At 63.2% G+C, this 21815-nt stretch carries 20 protein-coding genes and 1 pseudogene; 6 read left to right on the forward strand and 15 right to left on the reverse strand.

Translation table 11 applies throughout. The features are described from left to right. Positions 1-41 precede the first annotated feature (41 nt). The 14 genes and pseudogenes from rpmE to I6A82_RS13495 all read right to left on the reverse strand — a co-directional run bounded on the left by rpmE (position 42) and on the right by I6A82_RS13495 (position 13783). Positions 42-269, reverse strand: coding sequence for a 50S ribosomal protein L31 (gene rpmE, locus I6A82_RS13430; RefSeq protein ID WP_187336851.1), 228 nt, complete (start codon positions 267-269; stop codon positions 42-44). Between the two features lie 110 nt (positions 270-379). Next, complete coding sequence (fabZ, locus tag I6A82_RS13435) at positions 380-841, reverse strand: 3-hydroxyacyl-ACP dehydratase FabZ (protein WP_198095282.1); 462 nt, start codon at positions 839-841, stop codon at positions 380-382. An 11-nt stretch (positions 842-852) separates the two neighbouring features. After that, a complete protein-coding gene (locus I6A82_RS13440) occupies positions 853-1512 on the reverse strand; it encodes an OmpH family outer membrane protein (RefSeq protein ID WP_198095283.1) in 660 nt (219 codons plus the stop codon). Continuing rightward, complete coding sequence (bamA, locus tag I6A82_RS13445) at positions 1512-4349, reverse strand: outer membrane protein assembly factor BamA (RefSeq protein ID WP_198095284.1); 2838 nt, start codon at positions 4347-4349, stop codon at positions 1512-1514. Before bamA ends, I6A82_RS13440 begins: the two co-directional genes overlap by 1 nt. Positions 4350-4419: 70 nt before the next feature. Beyond that, complete coding sequence (locus I6A82_RS13450; protein ID WP_198095285.1) at positions 4420-5529, reverse strand: M50 family metallopeptidase; 1110 nt, start codon at positions 5527-5529, stop codon at positions 4420-4422. After that, entirely contained in the window at positions 5522-6691 is a 1170-nt protein-coding gene (locus I6A82_RS13455; protein WP_332310975.1) for a 1-deoxy-D-xylulose-5-phosphate reductoisomerase, read from the reverse strand. The genes I6A82_RS13450 and I6A82_RS13455 overlap by 8 nt, the downstream gene beginning before the upstream one ends. Further along, a complete protein-coding gene (locus tag I6A82_RS13460) occupies positions 6688-7485 on the reverse strand; it encodes a phosphatidate cytidylyltransferase (protein WP_187336856.1) in 798 nt (265 codons plus the stop codon). The genes I6A82_RS13455 and I6A82_RS13460 overlap by 4 nt, the downstream gene beginning before the upstream one ends. Next, complete coding sequence (gene uppS / locus I6A82_RS13465; protein ID WP_198095287.1) at positions 7482-8150, reverse strand: polyprenyl diphosphate synthase; 669 nt, start codon at positions 8148-8150, stop codon at positions 7482-7484. The genes I6A82_RS13460 and uppS overlap by 4 nt, the downstream gene beginning before the upstream one ends. A 97-nt stretch (positions 8151-8247) precedes the next feature. After that, positions 8248-8805: a ribosome recycling factor gene (gene frr, locus I6A82_RS13470; RefSeq protein WP_187336858.1), complete on the reverse strand. Its 558-nt coding sequence runs from the start codon at positions 8803-8805 to the stop codon at positions 8248-8250. Then, positions 8805-9527: a UMP kinase gene (pyrH, locus tag I6A82_RS13475; RefSeq protein ID WP_187336859.1), complete on the reverse strand. Its 723-nt coding sequence runs from the start codon at positions 9525-9527 to the stop codon at positions 8805-8807. The genes frr and pyrH overlap by 1 nt, the downstream gene beginning before the upstream one ends. 160 nt (positions 9528-9687) lie before the next feature. Next, complete coding sequence (gene tsf, locus I6A82_RS13480; protein WP_187336860.1) at positions 9688-10611, reverse strand: translation elongation factor Ts; 924 nt, start codon at positions 10609-10611, stop codon at positions 9688-9690. Positions 10612-10977: 366 nt separating this feature from the next. Beyond that, positions 10978-11727: pseudogene (gene rpsB / locus I6A82_RS13485) on the reverse strand (30S ribosomal protein S2); the annotation flags it as partial. A 507-nt stretch (positions 11728-12234) separates the two neighbouring features. Further along, on the reverse strand, positions 12235-13008 hold the full coding sequence (locus tag I6A82_RS13490) for a CDP-alcohol phosphatidyltransferase family protein (RefSeq protein ID WP_198095288.1): 774 nt from the start codon (positions 13006-13008) through the stop codon (positions 12235-12237). Between the two features lie 40 nt (positions 13009-13048). After that, positions 13049-13783 carry a phosphatidylserine decarboxylase gene (locus I6A82_RS13495; RefSeq protein WP_198095289.1) on the reverse strand — a complete coding sequence of 245 codons (735 nt, stop codon included), beginning with the start codon at positions 13781-13783 and terminating at the stop codon, positions 13049-13051. Positions 13784-13982: 199 nt separating this feature from the next. On the opposite strand from I6A82_RS13495, the gene I6A82_RS13500 reads away from it, so the two are divergent. From I6A82_RS13500 to I6A82_RS14600, 6 genes are all read left to right on the forward strand, one after another. Beyond that, positions 13983-15206 carry an NADP-dependent isocitrate dehydrogenase gene (locus I6A82_RS13500; protein WP_187336865.1) on the forward strand — a complete coding sequence of 408 codons (1224 nt, stop codon included), beginning with the start codon at positions 13983-13985 and terminating at the stop codon, positions 15204-15206. 123 nt (positions 15207-15329) lie between these two features. Then, complete coding sequence (locus tag I6A82_RS13505) at positions 15330-16946, forward strand: GNAT family N-acetyltransferase (protein ID WP_198095290.1); 1617 nt, start codon at positions 15330-15332, stop codon at positions 16944-16946. 222 nt (positions 16947-17168) lie between these two features. Next, the gene (locus tag I6A82_RS13510; protein WP_198095638.1) at positions 17169-18959 is read left to right on the forward strand and encodes a cation:proton antiporter domain-containing protein; all 1791 of its coding nucleotides are present in this window, start codon (positions 17169-17171) and stop codon (positions 18957-18959) included. A gap of 13 nt (positions 18960-18972) precedes the next feature. Next, positions 18973-19704: a 4-hydroxy-tetrahydrodipicolinate reductase gene (dapB, locus tag I6A82_RS13515; protein ID WP_198095291.1), complete on the forward strand. Its 732-nt coding sequence runs from the start codon at positions 18973-18975 to the stop codon at positions 19702-19704. Between the two features lie 36 nt (positions 19705-19740). Continuing rightward, positions 19741-20409 carry an endonuclease III gene (gene nth, locus I6A82_RS13520; protein ID WP_198095292.1) on the forward strand — a complete coding sequence of 223 codons (669 nt, stop codon included), beginning with the start codon at positions 19741-19743 and terminating at the stop codon, positions 20407-20409. Further along, on the forward strand, positions 20391-20669 hold the full coding sequence (locus tag I6A82_RS14600) for an HNH endonuclease signature motif containing protein (RefSeq protein WP_332310992.1): 279 nt from the start codon (positions 20391-20393) through the stop codon (positions 20667-20669). The genes nth and I6A82_RS14600 overlap by 19 nt, the downstream gene beginning before the upstream one ends. Before the next feature lie 4 nt (positions 20670-20673). Here I6A82_RS14600 and I6A82_RS13525 read toward each other — a convergent pair whose 3' ends face one another. Beyond that, positions 20674-21774 carry a YihY/virulence factor BrkB family protein gene (locus tag I6A82_RS13525; protein WP_198095293.1) on the reverse strand — a complete coding sequence of 367 codons (1101 nt, stop codon included), beginning with the start codon at positions 21772-21774 and terminating at the stop codon, positions 20674-20676. Positions 21775-21815 lie beyond the last annotated feature (41 nt).

The following is a 21815-nucleotide window of genomic DNA, read 5'->3' on the forward strand; positions in this document are numbered from 1 at the left end:
TTTTGAAAGATACCGGGGGTTCGCGAAGAACCCGCGCCGGATTACTTCTTGAGGCTGAGCCCGCCGAAGCGCTTGTTGAAGCGTGCTACCTGGCCGCCCTGATCCATCAGGCGCTGGTTGCCGCCGGTCCATGCCGGGTGCGAGGTGGGATCGATATCCAGCTGCAGCGTGTCGCCTTCCGCGCCCCAGGTCGAGCGGGTCTCGAACACGGTGCCGTCGGTCATCTGGACCTTGATCATGTGGTAATCGGGGTGAAGATCTTTTTTCATGCGCTTAGGCTCCGATTGCAGGCCGGTTTCCGAACGGCCATGGGGAGGAAAGCGCGCGCCTTAACGGCGCGCGCAGGAATTGGCAAGCGGTGTGCTACGCTCTGGGCGGGTCAGCTGGCGGAAGGCGGGTCCGCGATCATCGCGGTGAAGCTGGCTTCGGCGGCAAGCTGATCGCCGATCATGGCCTTGCCTTCGAACCGGCACACGCGCGCGCGCTTCTGCAGGAAGGAGACGTTGAGCTCCAGCAAACAGCCTGGTTCTACCGGCGCACGGAACTTCGCGTTCTCAATCGCCATGAAATAGACGAGCTTGTTCGATCCGACCAGATCGAAGCTTTCCATCGCCAAGACGCCCGCGGCCTGCGCCAGCGCCTCGACGATCATCACGCCGGGCATGATCGGACGGCCGGGGAAGTGTCCCTGGAAAAAGCCTTCGTTCATCGTGACGGCCTTCACCGCCTTGATGCTTTCGCCTTTTTCCAGTTCGACCACGCGGTCGACCAGCAGCATGGGATAACGGTGCGGGAGCACCGCCATCACCTTTCGAACGTCATAATCCAGCGCGTCAGCCATGGTCAGTCGCTTCAGCGGCTTTCGGGCTGTGCCGCGGCGGCGGCGGGCTGTGCCTGCTGCTGCGCGGCGAGACGCTCCCGCTGGGCACGCGGCAGCCAGCCGGCGGGCGGCACGATCTGCGCGGCGGGGATCAGGCGGTTGAGCTGCGCCGTGATCTCATCGGTCAGGTCATATGCGTCATCGCCATCGATTACCGAACCGGCGCCGAGCAGGAGGCTCACCTTCGCCTGGGCGCGCGCGGCGTCCACGGCGGCCTTCAGCTGATCGCTGATCTGCTCATTCACATAAGCTTCGGACAAAGCGACCGGCTGCAGGATCTGCTGCAGCTGCTGCTCGCTGTCGTTCTGAATCTGCTGGATCTGGCCGTAGAGCGTCTGCAGCTGGGTCTGATCGGGCGTTGCCGACTGGCGCGCAGTGTTGAACTGATTGGCCAGCGGCTCGAGGCGCTGCGCAGCGGCCTGGCGGGCGGACTGCGCCTGCGAAATCTGAGCAGCATAGGTGGTCTGACGCTGCTGGGCGGCGGTGGTGTAAGCGCTCGACTGACGGGCGGCGGCTTCCAGATCGGCAAAGGCGATGCCCTTCACCTGCTGCGCGGCCACGGGGGCAGCGAGCGAAACGGTGGCCGTGGTTGCCGCAAGAGCCAGCGACGCGGCTTTGATCAGATGTTTCATCAGAATTGGGTTCCTACGTTGAACGTGAAGGTCTTGGTATCGTCGCCCTCCTGCTTCAGCAGCGCCGTCGCGACGTCGATGCGAAGCGGGCCGAAGGGCGAGTTCCAGTTGACGCCGGCGCCGATCGAAACGCGCGGGCTGGCGCTGTCCCCGACGAACCGTTCCTGGAACGGCGTGCCGGTGCTGGTGAGAACGGTGGCACCGGCCGGGCAGGTATCGCCCATGCCTTCCACCGTGCTCGCCGGATTGTCACCCGACGCCGGAACCGCGCAGGCGACATTGCCCGACGGGAAGCGCTGAGTCGTGGTCAGACGCGGATCGCCGGGCAGGAAGCTGTCCACCAGCGGCCGAGTGATATCGAAGACCGAGCCGATGTCGACGAAGACCGACGGGCGCAGGCCCAGTTCGCGCACGCTGGAGCCCAGCGGAACTTCCAGTTCGAACCGGCCCAGATAATAGGCCCGGCCACCAATGGCGCTGTCCTGAATGCTGTTGCGATCGGTTGGGAAGAGCGGCTCGCCCTGATCGTTGAGTACGATATCGGCCGCGCTGCTGTTCGAATTGCAGGCCACGGGATCGCCGCCGCCTTCGGCAGTGTTCATGCAAAGCACCGGGCCGCGCTGCACGCGGGGGCCGATGCCGCGAATGTCGAAGCCGCGGATCTGGGGTTCACCCAGGAAGAAGCGGTCGGTCAGACGGATATCGTCGACCCCTTGCGACTCGAGCCCGCGATTTTCGAGCGGGTGGATGTAACCACCCTCGGCGCGAACGGAGAAGATGAAGCCGTTATAGACGTTCCACCATTTGCCGCTTTCAACCTTGGTTCGGATGAACTTCACATCACCGCCCAGACCGGCGAAGTCCTGCGTCAGCGTGACATAGTGGCCACGGCGCGGACGGATGCGGTTGTCGCGCGTGTCGTAGTTCAGCGAATAGCTGAGCTGCGAGGTGATGCGGTTGCCCTCGGCATCGCAGAGATAACGGTTGATCAGGCTGGGATCGCACTCCAGCACGCCGTCGCCATTGATGTCGGACCGGAAACGATCGTTCACCGTCACATCGTCGTTGACGAGGCTGTAGCGCAGCGAGCCGTAGAGATATTCGTTGATCGGCACGCCCACGCCGACCTGCGCACCGGTGGAGACCTGGTTGAAGTTCGTCTGCCGGTCGTTGTTAACGCCGAAGAAGAAGTTGCTGTAATCCTTACGGAAAATATCGCCGCTGATCGCGATGTTCTTGTCGAACAGATAAGGCTCGGTAAAGCCCAGCTGGACCGATTTGTTGAACTGCGAATAGCTGGCCGAGGCGCGCAACGTCTGGCCCTTGCCGCGGAAGTTGCGCTGCTGGATCGAGCCCTGGAAAATGAAGTTCTCGATCGAGGAGAAGCCCGCCGACAGCGTCAACTCGCCGGTCGAGCGTTCCTGAACGTCGGTCGACAGGATGATCCGGTCGGGCTCGCTGCCCTGGCGCTGCTTGATCTCCAGATCGTCCTGGAAATAGCCGAGCGACTTGATGCGGTTGGCCGAACGCTGCACCTGGAAGCTGTTGAACGCATCGCCCTCGGCCAGACGGAATTCACGGCGGATCACCTTGTCTTCGGTGATGCGGTTGCCGTTGATCTCCACCTCTTCCACATAGGTCCGATCCGAGTCGGCGACCTGGAAGGTGATGTTCATCACATGGTCTTCGCGGTTCGGATCATATTGCGGCCGGACATCGGCAAACGCATAACCGAACAGGCCGGCAGTCTCGGTCAGGCTCTCGACCGTGTCTTCCACCAGCTTGGCGTTGAACCAATCACCCTTCTTGATCGCGAGATTGCGCGTCAGCGCCTCGCTATCGAAGTCGCGGATTTCGCTCTCGACCTTCACATCGCCGAATTTGTAGCGATCGCCCTCCTCCACCACATAGGTGATGATGAAGTCCTTCTTGTCGGGCGTCAGCTCGGCAACCGCGGAAACGACGCGGAAATCGGCATAGCCTTCGGTCAGATAGAACTGGCGCAGCTTCTGCTGGTCGGCGGCAAGCCGATCCGGATCGTAGCTGGTGTTCGACGAAAAGAAGCGGAAAAAGCGCGACTGCTTCGTGTACATCTCGCTGCGAAGTTCGCTGTCCGAGAACTCCTCATTGCCGATGATGTTGATCGCGCGGACCTTGGACTTGGGGCCCTCGTTGATCTCGAATACGATATCGACGCGGTTCTGATCGAGCTGCACCGCCTTCGGCTCCACGCTCGCGGCGAAGCGGCCCTGGCGCTTGTAGAGCTCGATAATGCGCGCAACGTCCGCGCGCACCTTGGACCGGGTGAAGATCTGGCGCGGCGCCAGCTTGATTTCGGGCGTGATCTTGTCGGTCTTGAGGCGCTTGTTGCCCTCGATCAGGATGCGGTTGATCACCGGGTTCTCGACCACGGTGATCAGCACATTGCCGTTATCGTTGCGGATCGAATAATCGGCGAACAGCTCGGTCTCGGCCAGATCGCGCAGCGCCTGGTCGGCCGCTTCCGGCGTGTAGACCTGGCCCGGACGCAGCTTGATATAGGTAAGCACCGTATTGGGCTCCAGCCGCTGGGTGCCCGCGACGGAAATGGTGCGGATCACATCCTGTCCGGGGCGCGTTGCGTCCGTCTGGACGGCCTGCTGCGTTGCCGGCGCGGTCGCGGCCGGCTGGGCGGTCTCGCTCTGCGCGGAAGCTGGCGCGGCAATGCCCGCCAGGATGGTGCCGCTGAGGAGCGCCGCAGCGAAGCGCGTGCGACCGTTCGTGCAATGACGTGCTGTCACCTGGATCAATCCCGTTCCCTTACCGGCGGCGCGCGCCGGTCCCAATTCCGCCGGCATGGGGGCCGGCTCCTATTCAATCGGGCGCCGCCTTGCACGAAGCAGGCGGTCCGATCAAGAAAGCTTCGCCTTAGAAGAGGCCGAAGGACGACAGATCGTTGAAGGTCACCAGCAGCATGAAGGCGATGACGACGGCAAAACCCGTCCTGTAGGCCCATTCCATGGCCTGCGGACCGACGGGCTTTCGCCGCACGGCCTCCACCGCATACATCAGGAGGTGCCCTCCATCGAGCATCGGAATTGGCAGCAGGTTAATGAACCCCAAGTTAATCGAGATCAGCGCGATAAAACCGATGAAAGCGTAAAGACCAAGGCTCAGTTGTTCGCCCGAAACCTGCGCGATCTTCAGCGGCCCGCCCAGCTCCTTGACCGAACGGCGCCCGGTGAAAACCTGGCCGAGCGTGGTCACCATCAGACGAACGACATCGCCGGTCTGCTTCGTCGCTGCGATCGGGGCCTCCCACAGCGGCACATCGCGCATCACCTGCTGCGGCCAGGGAATACCCAGAAGCCCCAGCTTGTATTCGTTGCCGAACCGATCCTGCTCGATGCGCACGCCGAGCGTACCCTGCAATTGCAACTCGCGCCCTGCCCGTTCGACGGCGATCGTCACCGGCTCGGCAGGATGGATCGAGACCTCGCGCGCCATCGCGCCAAAGGTTTCGGTGCGGTTGCCGTTGATGGCGAGGATCTCATCGTCCGGCTGAAGACCGATTTCGGCCGCCGCGGTGTTGGCGGGGACTTCCGGTACCACGCTGGGAGTTACCGGCTGGCCGAAGCCGATGAAGAAGCCTGCAAAGATGGCGATCGCCACGGCGAAATTCGTGACCGGCCCCGCCGCGACGATGATCGCGCGTTGCCATAAGGGCTTGGACTGGAACATCTGCGATCGCTCGGCCTCAGGCAGACGCTCGAACTCCGGATCGGGCTGGCTCGCCGCACCCATATCGCCGGCGAACTGCACATAACCGCCCAGCGGCAGCATCGCGATCTTCCAGCGGGTGCCGCGCTTGTCTGTCCAGCCGGTCAGTTCCTTGCCGAAGCCGATCGAGAAGGCATCCGCCTTCACCCCGAACAGCCGCCCCGCCCAATAATGCCCATATTCGTGCACGAACACGAGCGAGCCGATCACCACCGCAAAGGCGAACAGCGTCAACAGCAGGCCGGGGCCTTCAGTCACCACGCGCAAACTCTCCAATCATTTCAGAAGCACGCGCTCTGACTGCCCGGTCCACGGTGAATATGTCCTGAAGGTCGCGCGGCTCGGCGATGTCTGCTTCGTCAAGCACCCGCTCGACCAGCGCGGCGATATCCAGAAACCCGATGCGCTCTTCCAGAAAGGCCGCGACCGCGATCTCGTTCGCCGCATTCATCGTGGCAGGCGCGGTGCCGCCGCGCCGGAGCGCGGCACGGGCGAGCCGCAGCGCAGGAAAGCGTTCCTCATCGGGCGCTTCGAAATCGAGCCGGCCAATCGCGGCCAGATCGAGCGGACCGCAGCCGGTCTCGATCCGCGCGGGCCAGGCCAGCGCGCTGGCGATCGGCACCTTCATATCGGTCGGCCCCATCTGCGCCAGCGTGGAGCAGTCCTTATACTCGACCATGGAATGCACCACCGATTGCGGGTGGACCAGAATGTCGATCCGCTCGTCGCCCACCGGAAAGAGATGATGGGCCTCGATCAGCTCGAGCCCCTTGTTCATCATCGTCGCGCTGTCGACCGAGATCTTTGCGCCCATCGACCAGTTGGGATGGGCCACCGCCTGCGCCGGCGTCATGCCGCGCATTTCGTCCAGGCTTTTCGTGCGGAACGGCCCACCGCTCGCGGTAAGGATCAGGCGGCGCACCTCTTCGATCCGTCCGCCCACGAGGCACTGGAACAGCGCATTATGCTCCGAATCGACCGGCAGCAGCGTCGCGCCGCTGCGCTCCACTGCGGCCATCATCAGCGCGCCTGCGGATACCAGCGATTCCTTGTTGGCGAGCGCGACCGTGCGGCCCTTCTCGATCGCCGCCATCACCGGCTCCAGCCCGGCACAGCCCACGATCGCGGCCATCGTCCAGTCCGGATCGAGATCGGCCGCATCGACCAGCGCCTGCGCGCCTGCGGCCACCCCGATATTGGTATCGCTCAGCGCGTCCTTCAGCGCGCCGAAGCAATCCTCGTCGCCGATCACGACGAAGCGCGCCTCGAACTCGCGCGCCAGCTTCGCCAATCCCTCGACATCGCGATGCGCCGTCAGCGCCTGTACGTCGTAGGCATCCGGATCGCGCCGGACGAGGTCCAGCGTCGAGGTGCCGACCGAACCGGTCGCCCCGAAAATGCTGATCGTCCGCTTGTTCACATCATCCACCATAGCCAAAGCAATGCCACGAGCGGGGCCACCGGCACCAGCCCGTCGAGCCGGTCCATCACCCCGCCATGGCCGGGCAGCAGATCGCCGCTGTCCTTCACCCCTGCCCGGCGCTTCAGGAAGCTTTCGAAGAAATCACCGGCCTGCGCCACAACGGAAAGCAGGCCGCTCGCCAGCGCCAGCTCCAGCGGGAGCCGACCGAAATAATGAAATAGCAGGCCCGCGCCGATCGCCGCCAGAACGCCGCCGATGCCGCCGGACCAGGTTTTTTTCGGGCTGATGGCGGGCCAGATCTTGGGTCCGCCGAGCGACTTGCCGACGAAGAAAGCGCCGATGTCCGTCGCCCAGACCAGCGAGAGCGCCCACATCGCGATCTCATGCCCGAAATCGAGCTCTCTCAGGAACACCAGCGCCACGGCTGGCAGGCCGGCGTAAAAGATGCCGAGGGCCAGGCGGATCGATTGCGCTCCGATGGCGAGCGCACCTGCCATGCCGGCGAAGACAAGGATCACGATGATCGACGGCCCCGGAAACGGTGCCTGCGGTGCCAGCAGGATCAACGGCACGGTAATGGCGGCCTGCGCAAGACGGCGCTTATAGCCCTCCTTCACCAGGTCCGACCATTCGCCCATCATCAGGATGGAGCCGAGCGACACCAGCGCCCAGAAATACAGCCAGCCCAGCCAGATATCGCCCAGTGCCAGCGCAATCAGCGCAATGCCGACGGTGATCCGCCGGGTAAGTTCGCGCTGGAAGCGCGGACGGATATGGGCGGCCAGGCTCATCGCCCTCCGAACCGCCGTTCGCGGGCGGCGAAATCGGCCATGGCCTCGGCCAGATGCGCCGGCGTGAAATCGGGCCACAGCGTTTCGGTGAACCACAGCTCCGCATAGGCGCACTGCCAAAGGAGGAAGTTGGAAAGCCGCTGCTCCCCTGATGTACGGATCAAGAGGTCGAGCGGTGGCATGTCCGCGGTATCGAGCCCTGCGGCCAAAGCATCGGCGTCCGCGTTCTCGGGCGAAAGCGAACCATCGGCGATGCGCTGCGCCATTGCCCGGGCGGCGCGCACCAGCTCGTCCTGCCCGCCATAGTTGAGCGCAACGGCCAGCGTGGTGCGGGTGTTGTGCGCGGTCTTTTCTATAGCATCATCGATCAGCGCCACGATATCCGGCGCCAGATCCTTGTAACGGCCGATCACCTTCAGCCGCACGCCATTGGCGCGGAATTCTTCCAGATCCGCGATGATGAAGCGCTTCAGCAACCCCATCAGATCGCCGACCTCGTCGGGCGGCCGTTTCCAGTTTTCCGAGGAAAAGGCGTAGAGGGTGAGCGCTTCCAACCCCAGATCGCCCGCTGCGCGGACAATCTCGCGCACCGCTTCCACGCCGCGGCGATGGCCCATCACCCGCGGCAGATGGCGTTTCTTGGCCCAGCGGCCATTGCCGTCCATGATGATGGCGACATGCCTCGGGCCCGCGTCTCCGCCGCCCCTTTCGGTCGCTGATGCACCCTGTTCCAATGGCTAAGCCCGGCTACCCTTCCAGCGCTTACTGGGTCAGGATTTCCTTTTCCTTATGCTCGGCGGCGGCATCGGCCTCGGCGATGTGATCGTCGGTCATCTTCTGAACCTCGGTCTCAAGACGCTTGGCATCGTCTTCACCGATTTCCTTCTTGTTCTCGTCCGCCTTGATCATGTCCATGCCGTCGCGGCGCACATTGCGGATCGCGATACGCGCCTTTTCGGCATAGCTGCTGGCCAGCTTGGCCAGCTCCTTGCGGCGCTCCTCGGTCAGATCCGGGATCGGCAGGCGGATGGTGGTGCCGTCGTTAATCGGGTTGAGGCCGAGCCCGGCGGAGCGGATCGCCTTTTCCACCGGCGTCACGTTCGACTTGTCCCACACCTGCACCGAAAGCATGCGCGGCTCGGGCACCGAAACGGTGGCCACCTGATTGAGCGGCATGTTGGAGCCGTAGACTTCCACGGTCACCGGATCGAGCAGCGCGGTATTGGCACGGCCCGTGCGCAGGCCGGCGAGATCGCCTTTGAGCGATTCGACCGCCCCATTCATGCGCCGCTCGAGATCGGCCTTGTCATATTGCGCCATCAGTTGGTCTCCTTGCTTCTGACGATCGTCGCCGTCCCCTCGCCCGCCAGTACCTTGGCGAGATTTCCGCGTTCGCGGATCGAGAACACAACGATCGGAATGTCGTTATCGCGGCACAGCGCGACAGCGCTGGCGTCCATGACCTTCAGGTTATCGCTCAGCACCTGATCGTAACCCACGGATTCGAAACGCACCGCATCGGGATTTTTCTTGGGATCGTCATTATAGACGCCGTCGACGCTGGTGCCCTTGAACAGCGCATCGCATTTCATTTCGGCCGCGCGCAGAGCCGCCCCGCTATCGGTGGTGAAATAGGGGCTGCCCACGCCGGCGGCAAAGATCACGATGCGCCCCTTTTCCAGATGGCGCAGCGCGCGGCGGCGGATCACCGGCTCGCACACCTGGTCCATCTCGATTGCGGACTGCACGCGCGTGCCCACGCCCAGCTGCTCCAGCGCGTTCTGCATGGCGAGCGCGTTCATCACCGTTGCCAGCATGCCCATATAATCGGCCTGCGCGCGGTCCATGCCCTTGGCGGCGCCTGCCATGCCGCGGAAGATATTGCCGCCGCCGATGACGAGGCAGATCTCACTGCCATTGTCCTTGGCGGCCTTCACCTCCTTGGCGATGGCGGCGACGGTTTCGGGATCGATGCCGAACTGCCCGTCTCCCATCAATGCTTCGCCCGACAATTTCAGCAGGATGCGGTTGAAGCCGCCCATGAGATCCCCTCGTGTTACGCGTTCCGCAGCGGCGCCGCGCCAATGACGCGCCCCTACCCCGGACATGATGAAGGCGCGCACCTTAGGGGGCACGCGCCTTCAGGCCAAGTGGCCGCGGTGGAAAATTCACCGCTTCGTTTTGTGCGATCGATTCGCCCGATCAGTTGCCTACCGCGGCAGCCACTTCGGCGGCGAAATCGCTCTCTTCCTTCTCGATGCCTTCACCGAGCTGGAAGCGGACATAGTCGGTCAGCGTGATTGGCTTGCCGGCTTCCTTGCCGGCCTGCGCGACGACATCCGCGATCGCGGTCTTGTTGTCGATCACGAACACCTGGCTCAGAAGCGCGTTTTCCTTCGCGAACTTCTTCATCGAGCCTTCGACCATCTTTTCCACGATGTCGGCAGGCTTGCCGCTCTCGGCAGCCTTTTCGCGCGCGATCTGCGCTTCGCGGTCCATCGTGTCCTTGTCGAGGCCTTCTGCATTCAGCGCCAGCGGGAAAGCCGCGGCGATGTGCATGGCAAGCTGCTTGCCGAGCGGCTCCAGCACGTCTTCGCCGGCTTCGCTTTCCAGCGCCACGAGCACGCCGATCTTGCCGAGGTTCGGCGCAGCGGCGTTATGCACGTAGGAAACCACCGCACCCTTCTCGACCGAAATGGTCTGAACGCGGCGCAGCGTCTGGTTTTCGCCGATGGTCGCGATGTTGTCGGTCAGCTTCTCGGACAGCGTGCCGCCGCCGGGATAGCCTTCGTCCTTCAGCGCATCGACGTCGTTCGCGCCCTTCTTCAGCGCGATCTCGGTGGCGTTACGCACGAATTCCTGGAACTTGTCGTTCTTGGCGACAAAGTCGGTTTCGCTGTTCACTTCCAGGGCGGTGCCCTTGGTGCCTTCGGTGGCGACGCCAACGAGGCCCTCGGCCGCGGTGCGGCTGGACTTCTTCTGCGCAGCGGCAAGACCCTGCGTGCGCAGCCAGTCGACCGCCGCTTCGACGTCACCGTCGGTCTGGGCGAGCGCCTTCTTGCAATCCATCATGCCCGCGCCCGAACGGTCGCGCAGCTCTTTAACGGTGGCGGCGGTAATGGCCATGGCTGTTACATCCTTCTTCATCTGTCGATACGGAAAATGGCGCGCGGGGGAGATCCAACGATCGTCACCCCGCGCGCCCTGTTAGGCGGTTATCTGGTCATTCGTGCGACGGTTTGAAAGGGCCGCACGAACGATGCCGTTACGTTCGGCTCAACCTTCGCTCTTGGGCGCGTTTTCCAGCACCTTGGCCGCTTCCTCGGCGGATTCCGCCTTGGGCTCGGTCTCGGTGGCCGGATGCTCGGCGGAAGGTTTCTCGCCCTCGGGCACGGCGGAAGGAGCGGGCGCAGCCTGCTGGGCATTGCCTTCGTTCTTCTTGGCCAGCGCCTCGATCTTCTGGGCAGCTTCCTCGGCGGCATAACGCTCGGCAGCCGTCGCGGGCTCTGCCGGCGGCTCGGCCATCGCGCCGAAGTCCTGACCGGACGTTTCCATCTGGCCCTGCTTGCCGCCCTGGGCGGCCTGAGCGATCGCTTCGCAATACAGGCGGATGGCGCGCGCGGCGTCATCGTTCGCCGGAACCGGGAAGGCGATGTTCGAGGGATCGACATTGGTGTCGAGGATCGCGACCACCGGAATGCCGAGCACATTGGCTTCCTTGATGGCCAGCTCTTCCTTGTTCGCGTCGATCACGAACATGACATCGGGGATGCCGTTCATGTCGCGGATGCCGCCGAGCGAAAGCTCCAGCTTGTCACGCTCACGCGTGCGCTGCAGGACTTCCTTCTTGGTAAGGCCCGAGGTGTCGCCCGAAAGCTGCTCTTCCAGGGTCTTCAGGCGCTTGATGGAACCGGACACGGTCTTCCAGTTGGTGAGCATGCCGCCCAGCCAGCGATGGTTGACGAAGTGCTGGTTGCAGGCGCGCGCGGTATCGGCGATCGGCTGCTGTGCCTGGCGCTTGGTGCCGACGAACAGGATCTTGCCGCCTGCGGCAACGGTCTGCTGCACGAAAGCGAGCGCACGCGCGAACAGCGGCACGGTCTGCGACAGGTCGATGATGTGAACACCGTTGCGGTCGCCGAAGATATACGGCTTCATCCGCGGGTTCCAGCGGTGGGTCTGGTGGCCGAAATGCGCGCCGGCCTCAATCAATTGCTGTAGCGTGACGACAGGGGTCGCCATAATCTTTCTCCTTACCGGTTATACCTCTGGGCCGCTGAAGAACCGACAATCCCCGCCTGAAAGGCCGGGGCCGGCACCGGATATGGTGCGTCCCATGTGGAATGGTGCGGGCCGTTATCGGGCCACTGCCGTCTTGGCAAGCGATAAATATGGAACAAAATGGAAACTTCAAGCTTGACGAGGCGGAACGTTTGCGGAACATTGCAGAAATCGTCGGTAAACCGTTGGTTAAGCTCGACGAGCCGTAAGATGGACCGGAACCAACAGCCGTTCCACATATTATCCACAGGTCTGTAACGCAGCAGACACGTTTGAAAGATACGGAAATGGTTTCGACAATCGCTGCCGCCCTGTTCCTCACCGCCATTTCGCTGGCGGTCTGGACAATCGCTCACACGTTGCGCACCCATGCTGGGCAGATTGCCGCGCTCTACGGCAGGCAGTCCAGTGTTCCGGCTCTTTCGATGAAGACACGACGCGTCAACGACGTGCGTCGGCCAGTAAAGGTCAGCCCGCTTCGCCCGGCTTCGCACCGCGCCGCCGCATAGCCTTTTTGTAGCTGAGATACGCTAGCGGAACGAGCGCCAGATATACGACGCAGATCACACTCAAAGTGATGAAGGGCGCGCCGATCAGCGCTGCTACTAGAAGCACGAACACTGCAATCGCCTCGAACCGGATGCTCCGACGCAGGCGCAGCGATCCCCAGCTGAATGTCGGCAAACTCGATACCATGAGGGCGGCTGAAGCAAGTAGCCAAGGCCCGGTAACTACCCAGCTTCTGGACTCCTCAATGCCGAAAGCCAGCCAGATAAAGATCGGCAAGAGCGCCAATCCCGCGCCGGCAGGTGCCGGCACCCCGGTCAAAAATCCCATTTCCTTGCGCGGGTGGGCTTCCATATCGATCCGCGCATTAAAGCGTGCGAGGCGCAAGGCGCAGGAAACCGCATAGAACAGTGCAATCGTCCAGCCGAATTTGGGCATATATTGCAGCGACCACAAATAGGTGATGAGTGCAGGGCTGACCCCGAAAGCGATATTGTCCGAAAGCGAATCGAGTTCGGCGCCGAATTTGCTCTGCCCATTCAGAAGCCGCGCGATGCGGCCATCCATCCCGTCCAGAATACCGGCGACGATAATGGCGCCTACCGCCATGTCCCAGCGCTCCGAAATGGCGAACCAAACACCGGACAGACCGGTGCAGAGCGCCAGCGCCGTTACCGCGTTGGGAACTAGCGCCCGTAGCGGAATGGCATTCGTAAAGGCCGTACCCTTGGCCATGGTCAGTTTGCCCCCCTGCCCCGTTCGGCACCCTGCCGAATCACTGGGCGATGCCCTCGATCAACTTGTTCTGCCCCAGTTCGGCGATGACTGTTTCGCCCGCCACCGCGCGCTGCCCCTTTACGATGCGCGGCGTCGTGCCTGCAGGGAGATACACGTCGACACGACTGCCGAATCGGATCAGCCCGATGCGCTGGCCGGCCGCCAGCGTGTCGCCATCCTTGATGTAGGTGACGATCCGGCGCGCCACGAGGCCGGCAATCTGCGTCATACCGATGCGCGTACCGTCCGCACGCTCGATCAGCACATGCTGACGCTCATTCTCCTCGCTTGCCTTGTCGAGATCCGCGTTCACGAACTTGCCCGCGATATAAGCGACGCGCTTCACCGTCCCGCCGATCGGCGCGCGGTTCACATGAACGTCGAACACGCTCATGAAGATGGAGACGCGGATCATGGGCTCCTCGCCCAGCCCATCGGCCCCGCGCATTTCCGGCGGTGGCGGCACTTCGGTGATCAGGGTGACAAGGCCATCGGCCGGGCTCGTCACCAGATGGTCGCCTTGCGCGGTTACGCGCACCGGATCGCGAAAAAAGGCGACCGTCCACACCGTCACGCCTACCATCAGCCAGCCGAAGATGTCGGGCAGCAAGATGAAGAACAGCGCGGTAATGGCCGCGGCGATCAGACCGAACTTGCGGCCCTCGGGATGGATCGGGGGGAAGGACCATTTGGCATCGCCATCGCCCCGGTTCGTCAACATACGGTCTTTCATCGATCGGGTTCTAAACGCCCCCCGCCAAGCCTGCAACCGCGTCATCGCCTTCCGCTACGTTAGCGCGCACGTCCCGATGGATCGTCCGCCCGCTCAAATGGTTGAAAATGGCGAGGCGGTTGCATAGAGCCCGCAGCAACCCGAAATCCAGCGTGCGAGCCCGGCTCGCACGCCCCATTCCAGCGGAAGATAGCAGCACATGGCGAAGATCAAGGTAAAGAACCCCGTCGTCGAACTCGATGGCGACGAGATGACGCGGATCATCTGGGAATGGATCCGCGAGAAGCTGATCCTCCCCTATCTCGATATCGATCTGAAATATTACGATCTGTCCGTGCAGAAGCGCGACGAGACCAATGACCAGATCACGGTCGATGCCGCCAACGCCATCAAGGAGCATGGCGTCGGCGTGAAGTGCGCCACCATCACGCCGGACGAAGCGCGCGTCGAGGAGTTCGACCTCAAGAAGATGTGGAAGAGTCCCAACGGCACCATCCGCAACATCCTGGGCGGCGTGGTCTTCCGCGAACCGATCGTGATCGACAATGTGCCGCGCCTGGTGCCCGGCTGGACCGACCCGATCGTGATCGGCCGCCACGCCTTCGGAGACCAGTACCGCGCCACCGACATGCTGATCCCCGGCCCGGGCAAGCTGCGCCTCGTCTATGAAGGCGAAGACGGCAGCGTGCAGGACGAAGAGGTGTTCCAGTTCCCGAGCTCGGGCGTCGCCATGGCGATGTACAATCTGGACGATTCGATCCGCGACTTCGCCCGCGCCAGCTTCAACTACGGTCTGCAGCGCGAATGGCCGGTGTATCTTTCCACCAAGAACACCATCATGAAGAAATATGATGGCCGCTTCAAAGACCTGTTCCAGCAAGTGTTCGAGGAAGAAGGCTTCAAGGAGAAGTTCGACAAGCTCGGCATCGTCTACGAACACCGCCTGATCGACGATATGGTCGCCAGCGCGCTGAAATGGTCCGGCAAGTTTGTCTGGGCCTGCAAGAACTATGACGGCGACGTACAGTCCGACACGCTGGCGCAGGGCTTCGGCTCGCTCGGCCTGATGACCTCGCTCCTCATGGCGCCCGACGGCAAGACCGTGGAATCGGAAGCCGCGCACGGCACCGTGACCCGTCACTACCGCATGCACGAGCAGGGCAAGGCCACCTCGACCAACCCGATCGCCTCGATCTTCGCCTGGACAGGCGGCCTGCGCTATCGCGGCATCTTCGACGAAACGCCCGAGGTTTCGAAGTTTGCCGACACGCTGGAGGCCTGCTGCGTCGAAGCGGTGGAAAATGGCGAGATGACCAAGGACCTCGCCATCCTGATCGGCCCGGACCAGAGCTGGATGACGTCCGAACAGTTCTTCGAAGCCGTTCGCAAGCGTCTGGAAGACAAGATGGGCAACTGGGCCTGATCTCTCGCCCGCTGCCATTTAAGCCATGATCATGGCCCCGAGCGCGTCGAAGGTCGCTTCTCTATTACGGAGACACCTTCCGGCACGCTCGGGGCTTTCGAATTTCTGAAATAGGAACGCTCCATGTCCAGCACCGCCAAGGCCCGGCTCGAAGTCCGGCAGGCCAAGATTTCCGATATCCCCGCGATCGCGCAGCTGATCCGGCGGGTGTACAAGGACATGCCGCCCTATACCCATGGCGAGCTGCGCGGGCAGATGAACAATTTCCGCGAAGGCCAGTTCGTCGCGGTGCTCGATGACGAGCTGGTGGGCTATTGCGCGTCCTCCCGCATCTCCGGCTCGATCGCGCTGCAACCGCATGACTGGGAAGAGATCAGCGGCAACGGCTTCGGCTCGCGCCACAATCCGGCGGGCGACTGGCTCTACGGCTATGAGATGTGCGTCGACCCCAAGACACGCGGCACCCGCATCGGCAAGCGCCTGTACGAAGAACGCCGTACGCTGGCCGAACGTCTGGAACTGCGCGGCATCGTCTTCGGCGGCCGCATGCCCGGCTATGCCCGCGCCAAGCGCCTGAAGAAGGTGGAAAGCCCGGAAGACTATATCGAACAGGTGCAAGCCAAGAAGCTGCGCGATCCGGTGATCGGCTTCCAGCTCGCCAACGGGTTCGAGCCGATGGGCGTGCTGAAAAACTATCTGCCCGAGGACAAGGCGTCCAAGGCCAATGCCGCGCACATGGTCTGGAAGAACCCCTATGTGGACCATGACAGCCCCAAGCAGTTCCGCGTGCCGCGCGATGTGGAACAGGTCCGCCTTGCCACCGTGCAGCTGCAGGCGCGCGCGGTGAAGGATTTCGAGGACTTCATCGGGAATATCGAATATTTCGTGGACGTTGCCGCCGACTATGAAAGCGATTTCGTCGTTTTCCCGGAGCTGTTCACGCTGATGCTGCTCTCCTCCGAGGAAAAGGAGCTTTCGCCGCAGGAGGCGATCGAGGCCCTGTCGCGCTGGACGCCGCGCATCCGCGAAGAACTGTCGCGCATGGCGATGAGCTACAACATCAATATCATCGGCGGATCGCACCCCACGCGCACCGATGACGGCGAGATCCAGAACGTCGCCTATATCTGCCTGCGCGACGGCGCGATCCACGAGCAGGAGAAGATCCACCCCACGCCGAACGAGCGTTACTGGTGGAACATCAAGGGCGGCGACAGCATCGACGTGATCCAGACCGATTGCGGCCCGATCGGTGTGCTTATCTGCTATGACAGCGAATTCCCCGAACTCGCCCGCCGCCTGGTGGACGAAGGCGCGCGGATCATCTTCACGCCGTTCTGCACCGACAGCCGCCAGGGCTATCTGCGCGTGCGCTATTGCTGCCAGGCGCGTGCGATCGAAAATCAGTGCTTCGTCGTAATGAGCGGCAATGTCGGCAATCTGCCGAACGTGCACAATATGGACATCCAGTACGCACAGAGCTGCATTTTGACGCCCTGCGACTTCCCCTTCGCGCGCGACGGCATTGCCGCCGAAGCCACCGAGAATGTCGAGACGCTGACAATCAGCGACGTGAACCTGGCCGATCTCGCCTGGGCGCGAAGCGAGGGCACGGTGCGCAACCTGACCGACCGGCGTTTCGACCTCTACCATATCGAATGGGACAAGAGCGTGGGCAAGGAACGCCGCCCGCGTACCGGGCGCGAGCCGATCGGCCCGGCCACCCCCGGCGGCGGCTGAGCGGAGACCCGGCGCGCTGTCCTACAGGCCGCGCGACGGGTAAAATGGCGGCGTGACGATCCAGCCGCCCGCCCTCCCCGCTATTCCATTCGCCGGCACAGACCCTCGTCTCACCGGACTTGCGAGGGGGGTGTCCCCGGACCCGTGCGACCTTTCGCAGCTGCCCCGAAAACGTCCCGCGGGCGTTGCGCATTCGGCCTGCGCGGGTAAACAAGCCCCATGATGCACGGTGGATTGAGCGACCAGGTCAGCGATGCCCTGGTGATTTTGGGCGCGGCCGGGATCGTGATTCCGCTGTTCGCGCGGTTCCGGATCACGCCGATTATCGGCTTCATCCTGGTCGGTGTGCTCGTCGGCCCGGCAGGGCTGGGCTCCCTGACCGATCAGGCACCATGGCTCTATTACATCACGATCACGGACCGTGAGGCGATCGCCCCGTTCGCCGAGTTCGGGATTATCCTTCTGCTCTTCACCATCGGTCTGGAGCTAAGCTTCAAGCGATTGTGGGAGATGCGCGCGCTCGTCTTTGGCGTCGGCGCGGCGGAGCTGATCGGATCGGGCCTGATCATCGGCCTGGCGCTGTTCGCCATGGGCCAGAACGCAGCCGGCGCGCTGGGCCTTGGCCTCGCACTCGCCCTCTCCTCCACTGCGCTGGTGCTGCCGATTTCGGGCACCACCAGTCAGGTCGGGCGCTCGGCGCTCGCCATGTTGCTCTTTGAAGATGTCGCCATCGTGCCGATCATCTTCATGCTCGGCGCGTTGGCACCTTATGCATCCGCCGACGGCGTCGAAGGGCTGATGACCACCGTGTGGATGGGTGCCGCCGTAATTGCCGCCATGCTGGTGCTGGGACGCTTCATCCTGCCCAAGTTGTTCGGCCAGGCCGCGCGCACCAAAAGCCCGGAGCTGTTCCTGGCCGCATCGCTGCTTGTCGTGATCGTCGCCAGCCTCGCCACGAGCGCGGTCGGCCTTTCGCCCATCGTGGGCGCGCTGATCGCGGGCCTGCTGATCGCGGAAACCGAATATCGCAGCGAAGTCGAGGTGATTACCGAGCCGTTCAAGGGCCTGGCACTCGGCGTGTTCCTCATCACCGTCGGCATGCAGATCGATCTCGCGGTCATCGCCGACAACTGGGTGTCGCTGGTCACCGCGGTCATCGGCGTGGTGGTGGTGAAGACGATCGTCACCGGCGCGCTTCTTAAAATCTCGGGCGCGCGCACCGGCACTTCGGCAGAAGCGGGTCTGTTGATGTCGAGCCCGTCGGAAACAACGTTGATCGTGCTCACCGCCGCTGCCGAAGCCGCGCTGATCCAGCCCGAAACCGCCGCTTTCTGGACCATCGTTACCGCCATCGGCCTCACCATCACGCCGATCCTCGCGCGCGTCGGCCACGACGTGTCCCGCCGGATCGAACTGAAGCAGCATGATCAGCCGGACGAAGTGCCGGAGGACGAACCGCGCACCATCGTAATCGGCTTTGGACGGGTCGGGCGGCTGGTCGCCGACATGCTGAAAACGCACAAACAGCCCTTCCTGTGCGTCGATTCGGACATCGATTGCGTGGCTGGTGGCCGGCGGGAAGGCTATCCGATCATTTTCGGCGATGTCGCCCGGCCCGAAATGGTGGACCGGCTGAAGCTGGGTCATGCCCGCGCGCTCATCATCACCATGGATGAGCCCGTGCTGGCCAATGCGGTGGTGAAGCGTGTGCGCGGCTGGGTGCCCGACCTGCCGATCATCGCCCGCGCGCGCGATGTCGATCACGCCGCGGAGCTATATCGCGCCGGGGCCACGGACGCGGTACCGGAGACGCTGGAATCCTCGTTGCAATTGTCGGAGGCGGTGCTGGTGGACTTGGGCGTGCCTATGGGTCCGGTGATCGCATCAATCCATGACAAGCGCGATCAGTACCGGCGTCAGATTATGGAAAGCGGCGGGTTGACCGAAAAACCGACGCTGAAGACGCAAACCCTGCGCGACAGCGCGCCCGGCGCCACGCCCGCCGAAGCTTGAAGGACATTACCGCATGACCGCCATTGGAATCGTCGGCAGCCAGGGCCGCATGGGCCGCGCCATCGCCGCCGCCATCGAGGAAACGCAAGGCGCCGAACTGGCGGGCGGGGTCGATCATGAAGGCGATGTCGGCGCGCTCGCCAAGGCGGCAGACGTTTTGGTCGATTTCTCTTCCCCCGATGCGCTGGAAGTGACGCTGGACGCCTGCGCCGCTGCGGGCACGCCGATCCTGATCGGCACCACCGGGCTGGCGGAGCGCCATCACTATCTGATCGACGACGCGGCGCGCGATATCGCCATCATCCAGACCGGCAACACCTCGCTGGGCGTCACAATGCTCGCCGCCCTCGTGCGCGATGCAGCGGAGCGACTGGGCGAGGATTGGGACATCGAAATCCTGGAAATGCACCATCGCCACAAGGTGGATGCACCATCCGGCACCGCGCGCCTTCTGGGCGAGGCGGCGGCGGAAGGCCGCGGCGTTTCGCTGGCCGAGGTTACCGAGGAAGGCCGCGCAGGCCTTACCGGACCCCGCGCGGACGGAGCGATCGGCTTTGCGTCCCTACGCGGCGGATCGGTGGCGGGCGACCACCGCGTCATCTTTGCGGGGCAGGACGAGCGCATCGAACTGGCCCACATCGCGGAGGACCGCGTCATCTTCGCGCGCGGCGCCGTGAAGGGCGCGCTCTGGCTGCCCGGCCGCGATGCCGGACGCTATGACATGACAAATGTGCTGGGGATATGAGGGCAAAAAAGCGGACTGGAATGAAGTGTCGATAGCATGAAAAAAGCCGATATTGTCGATCTCTTCTCCCGGCTTGCCGAGGACAATCCCGAGCCCGAGACCGAGCTGGAATATGGCAATGACTACCAGCTCCTCGTCGCGGTAACCCTGTCCGCCCAGTCCACCGATGTCGGCGTTAACAAGGCCACGCGAAAACTGTTCGAGGAGGTGAAGACCCCGCAGGCGATGGTCGATCTCGGCGTCGACGGGCTGAAAGAGCATATCAAGACGATTGGGCTTTATAACAACAAGGCAAAGAACGTCGTCGCACTGTCCGAGGCGCTGGTGGCTGATCATGGCGGCGAAGTGCCGGAGGACCGCGACGCGCTCACCGCCCTGCCCGGAGTCGGGCGCAAGACCGCGAATGTGGTGATGAATTCGGCCTTCGGGGCGGAAACCTTCGCCGTCGATACGCACATCTTCCGCGTATGCAATCGCACCGGCCTGGCGCCCGGCAAGACGGTGCTGGCGGTGGAGAAGAAGCTCGACAAGGCGGTGCCGGCGCCCTTCCGCGTCCATGCGCATCACTGGCTGATCCTGCACGGCCGCTATGTCTGCAAGGCGCGCACCCCCGAATGCTGGCGCTGCCACATCGCGGACCTGTGCCGCTACAAACCCAAGACACCGTCGCCCGAGGAGCGGAAGGCATCGAAGACGAAGGCCTGATCTGCTGGCTGTGCGGGCGCCCGCTGGGACGCAAGGTGGAATATCACCACCCCGTGCCCAAAAGCCGCGGCGGACGGGCCACCGTCCCGGTGCACCCGATCTGCCATCGGACGCTGCACGCCACATTTTCGAATGCTGAGCTGGAGCGGCAGTTCAGCGAACCGGACAAGCTACGCGCGCACCCGGATATCGCGAAATTCCTGCGCTGGATCGCTCGAAAACCGCCCGATTTCCACGCGCCCACCCGCAGAAGGAAATAACCGCTCAGCTTGGCTGTGCCTCATCCCCCAGGTCTGCACCATCGCGCGAGGCCTTTCGCGCAGCCCGGTTCGCCCGGCGCACCCGGCGCTTTTCGAGCACCTTGGCATCAACCTCGTCGGCCAGATGCAGGTCAGCCAGCACCGCCCCGCGATCGCCCGCAGGCCGCGCCGGCCCGACCGTGCTGTCAAACGCGGTCTGCCGTTCCGCTTCGGCGTTCAGCAGTGCGCCCAGCAGCAGCGAGTAGCAGGAGAGGAAAAGCCACATCAGGAACACCACGATGCCCGAGAGCGAACCATAGGTGGCGTTGTAGTCGGAAATGAATGCGACATAGAGGCTGAAACCGAAGCTCACCACGATCCAGAGCAGCGTGGACATCAGCGACCCCGGCGTCAGCCACTGCCACTTTGCCGCGCGCCGATCCGGCCCGAATCGGTTGATCAGACCGAAGCCGAAGCTTCCCAGCAGCAATGCGAATACCCAGGTGAGGATCTGGATCAGGCCGGAGACCGCCCTGTCCGCCACGCCGATGTCGATGGTCCGCAAGACCGCGAAAACCGACGCCGAACCGATGCCGACGACCGCGACGAAAATCGCCGCCACGGTCAAGCCCAGTGCGGTAAGGTTGAAGCGGATGATGGAGCGGGTCTCATGCTCCTCGTTGATGATGTTGAGCGCGCCGATCAGCCCTTTCGATGCGCGCGATGCGCCAAAAATCGCGAGGAAAAGACTGACGCCAAGGGCGAGGCCTGCCACACCGCCGCTGGTTTCCACCGCAGAGCTCAACTGTTCCTGAATCAGCCGGGCGGCATCGCTGGGAACCACCTGAATGATCGCCTGCATCGATTTTTCCACCGTCTGGGCATTACCGATCAGGCCGTAAAGCAGGACGGTGGAGGCAAGGAGAGGAGTAACGGAAAGGAAGGTATAAAAAGCAACGCCTGCCGCCAGCAGCGGAAGATTATGAAAGCCGTTCATGACAAAACAGCGCTTCAGAATTTGCCACCATGCGCGCATCGGCAATTGCCAGGGCGTGCGCGCTTCCATGCCATATTCAAGCTGCGCCCTCTCCCGATTGTTGCCTTCCGGCGCCGCAGCTTCTTCCATTCACAATTCCCCGTTTTTTTGCGTAGTTGCTTACGAAACCC

It is taken from the genome of Novosphingopyxis sp. YJ-S2-01 (assembly GCF_016093175.1).
In the GTDB taxonomy this organism is placed as follows: Bacteria; Pseudomonadota; Alphaproteobacteria; order Sphingomonadales; family Sphingomonadaceae; genus Novosphingopyxis; species Novosphingopyxis iocasae.